The sequence below is a fragment of the Streptomyces lonarensis genome (assembly GCF_012033735.1).
GTDB lineage: Bacteria > Actinomycetota > Actinomycetes > Streptomycetales > Streptomycetaceae > Streptomyces > Streptomyces lonarensis.
The window spans coordinates 1-3,330 of the sequence record NZ_JAAVJD010000373.1 but is presented as its reverse complement, the minus strand read 5'-3'; the positions used below and the strand labels follow the sequence as shown (position 1 = coordinate 3,330).

3 protein-coding genes are annotated in these 3,330 nt (G+C 73.9%); 1 reads left to right on the top strand and 2 read right to left on the bottom strand.

Annotation, left to right across the window (positions count from 1 at the left end):
- On the bottom strand, nucleotides 1–1,235 hold a 1,235-nt coding region (locus tag HCN56_RS24610), incomplete at its 3' end, for a carboxylate--amine ligase (RefSeq protein WP_167974719.1).
- Between the two features lie 167 nt (nucleotides 1,236–1,402).
- On the opposite strand from HCN56_RS24610, the gene HCN56_RS24605 reads away from it, so the two are divergent.
- Nucleotides 1,403–2,683 (top strand): glycoside hydrolase family 26 protein, encoded by a 1,281-nt coding sequence (locus HCN56_RS24605; RefSeq protein WP_167974717.1) that lies wholly within the window; start codon nucleotides 1,403–1,405, stop codon nucleotides 2,681–2,683.
- 142 nt (nucleotides 2,684–2,825) lie between these two features.
- Here HCN56_RS24605 and HCN56_RS24600 read toward each other — a convergent pair whose 3' ends face one another.
- On the bottom strand, nucleotides 2,826–3,230 hold the full coding sequence (locus HCN56_RS24600; RefSeq protein ID WP_167974715.1) for a YfbO family protein: 405 nt from the start codon (nucleotides 3,228–3,230) through the stop codon (nucleotides 2,826–2,828).
- Nucleotides 3,231–3,330 lie beyond the last annotated feature (100 nt).

Sequence of the window (3,330 nt, the reverse complement as noted above, 5' to 3'; positions counted from 1 at the left end):
GAACCGGGCGGGAACGCGGCGAGGCGCCGCGCGGCACGCCGCACGGTGCGCGCCGCCATCGCGAGGAACGGTCCCAGGTCGTCCGGCGCGAACCAGGCCGGTTCGATCTGGCGGCGGCCGGCGATCGGCGGCCGCGGCGCCGCAGGAGCGCGCCGGCCCCGCGCGGTGAGCAGCGCCGAGACCGGAGCGTAGTTCTCGGTGACGAACAGCCGGCCGGGAACCGGACGCGGTTCGGGCACCGGACGGCCGGTCAGGTCGAGGTGGAGCGCCCGGACGACGTCGGTCCCCGAGCGGTCGGTGAAGAGCCGGAACTGCGCACCGGGGCGGGGGTTGGCGTCGAGGAGGTGGTACGCGCCGGTGTCCGGGTCCCAGCGGAAGTCGAGGTCGAGGATGCCGCGGTACCCGAGTCGCTGCGCCAGCCGCATCGCGTCCCGGGTGAGCTGCGCGTGCGGCAGCCAGCTGCCGGCCGCGGTGAGGCCGGCGCCGACGGGCCAGGAGAGTTCCTTCCGGCCGGTGCCACCCGCCAGGAGCCTGCCGTCGGCGCCGAAGCAGCCGTGGAAGAACCAGTCGGCCCCGGGTCGTCCGGGCAGCAGCCGCTGCAGGAGCAGGGGGCACCCCGCCTCCGCCGTCCGCTCGTAGAGGTTGAGCGCCTCGGCCTCGGAGTGGATCGGCGTGGTGGAGCGCAGTCCGCTTCCGGCCGGTAGCTGCCAGGGCCGGCTCCATTTGGCGATGAGCGGCAGGCCGAGGCGGGTGACGCCCCGCCGCACGTCCGCCGCGCTGAGCGGCTGTTCGGTCGAGGGGTGCGAGATGTCGTACTCGGAGCAGAGACCGACCAGTTGCGACTTGTCGGCGAGCCGCTCCGGGAGGTCGGGCGCCACCTCGGCCAGCAGGAAGCGGGAGCGGACCCGCGGGGGCAGGCGGGCGGCGAGCAGCGCCGCGCGGTCGTCCATGGGGATCAGCACCGCTCGCCGCCCGATGCGTGCGCCGACACGGTCGAGCGCTGCGACAGCCGCAGCGTCCGCGGCGGCCTGCGTACCGCCCGCCGCCTCGGGCATCGGGTGGGGGCGGTGGAGGTAGGCCGAGCGGGCGAGCGGCACCCTCGGCGACTCGGTGAACGCGTGCACCTCGACACCGGCGCGGCCGAGCGACCGCACAGCCCCGAGGGAGCCGTGGTGGAAGGGGTTTCGGTCGAGGCGGAAAATCAGCGCGGGAACTCCGGAATTCAAGGAGGGCACGCCTACGCATACTTCCCGACAATGACCCTGACGGGTGGACGACTCATCGTTCTGTCGTCAGAGAAGCGTTCGCACAGCCCAATAAGCAGATCGGCTGCTTATCATCTGACGAATCATCGCGTTCGCGCCGCTCGAATCGGTACCAGCACGGGGAGAGAACACCCACCATGGTCATCGGAATCGCTGCCACCCTCGCCGCCTCCGCTTTTCTCGCCGCCGCTCTCCCGACCGCCGGTTCGCCTGCCGGTTCGCCTGCCGAACCGGCCCCGCCGTCGCCCTCGAACCAGCAGACCGGCGGGACGACCGGCGAACCGGCTGCCGCCGCCCCGCCGCCCGCCCCCGCCGACGACGCGTCCGAGGCGCCGCCGTCCGGCGTCCCCGCCCCGGACCGGAACGGGGACGGGGACGGGGGTGAGGTCGGCGACGGGGGCGGACGCGCGGGCGACGGCGCTGACGCCGTCGAGAACTTCGGGGTCTTCCTCGGCTCCGGCCCCGAGGGCATCCGGCGCGCGGACGAGATGAGCCGGTGGCTCGGCGGCACCCCGCTGACCGTGGGCCGCACCTACCTCCCCGGGGATCTCTGGTCCAACATCGAGGGCCGCCCGGAGTTCCTCCGCCCGTGGGCCGAGTGGCGGGCGGCCGACCCCGACCGGCTGTTCGTGCTCAACGTGCCGATGGCGGAGCGCAACGAGGCCGGCGTCCCCGACCGCGAGGTCCGGCGGCTGCTGCGCGCCGGAGCCCGCGGCGCGTTCGACGCCCACTACCGCCTGCTGGCGCAGCGTCTGGTCGAGCTGGGTCTCCAGGACACGGTGATCGTGCTCGGCTGGGAGATGAACGGCACGACGTACACCCACCGGTGCGCGCCCGACCCGGCCGCGTGGAAGAGGTACTGGCGTTCCGTCGTCACCACGATGCGCGAGGTCCCGGGGCAGCGGTTCCGCTTCGACTTCGCGCCCAGTCGCGGTACCGACGCGATCGGCTGGGCGCACTGCTATCCGGGCGACGACTATGTGGACATCATCGGGCTCGATTCCTACGACCAGCCGCCCGGTGCGGATTTCGACGAGCACGTGCGGCAGCCCTACGGCCTTCAGTACCACGTGGATGTCGCGGCTGCGCGGGGGAAACCGATCTCTTTCCCCGAATGGGGACTCTTCCGGAACGGCGACAATCCCGAGTACATGCGCCGGATGCTGGAATGGATCGCCGAGCACCGGCCCGTCTACCACAGCATCAGCGACTACTGCCCGCACGGTGTCTGGTGGTGCCGGGGCAACGCCGCCTCGGCCGAGGTGTTCCGGGACGCCTTCTCTCCGGCGTCGCTGCCCCGTGCCGAGCAGCCGGCGCCGGACCACGAAGCCTCTCCGCGAGGCAGTGCGGAGCCCGGACCGGGCGACGGGCCCGTGGCGCCCGATCCGTCCGACGAGACGGAGACGCCCGGCGGCTGAGCGGGAACCCGGCCGGCGACGCCCGCCGTCCACGGGCGGACGGGCGTCCGGTCGACGGCGGGGTTGCACGAGCGGGAGCGCGGTGCCGACGCCGGACGATGCCCGTCCGGGAAGCCCGAGGCGGCGCGGGGCGGGCGGGCGCTCAGTCCCAGACGACAGACCAGATGCGGGCGCCGGGCGGGACCCCCGGTGCCTCGGCGTAGGTGTCGACCAACCCGGCCACCGGGCCGCCGGACTCCCAGCCCTCCACCCACTGCTCGATCTCGCTCTCGGGCGCCGTGGTGCAGATGGCGAGGGCCTCACCGGCGAGCTCGCCCGAGGTCAGCGTCTCGGAGTGGAGTTGGACCCGGACCCAGGCGACCTCCGGCCGTGACTCGACCTCGCGAGCCGCCGCCGCCAGCTCGGCGAGCGGCGGCCGGCCGTACCCCCACTGGTTGGGGGCGAGGGACTCCTCGTGCTCGTTGCCGTCGAAGAACTCGGCGAGCGTGAGCAGCGGCATGACGCCGTAGGTGTCCGCCCGTTCCACCACCTGCGATGCGGTCAACATATGAGCATGGTGGCACGCCGCGGCCCTCGCGGCCCGCTGCGGCGGGGGCCGGGCGCTGCGGACACGCTGCTCGCGGCGCTCGCCCTGCTCGTCCGGTACC

Bases quoted from the DNA above. Each gene is read 5' to 3' on its own strand.
- HCN56_RS24605 (WP_167974717.1), top strand. From the start codon at position 1,403: ATGGTCATCGGAATCGCTGCCACCCTCGCCGCCTCCGCTTTTCTCGCC.
- HCN56_RS24600 (WP_167974715.1), bottom strand. From the start codon at position 3,230: ATGTTGACCGCATCGCAGGTGGTGGAACGGGCGGACACCTACGGCGTC.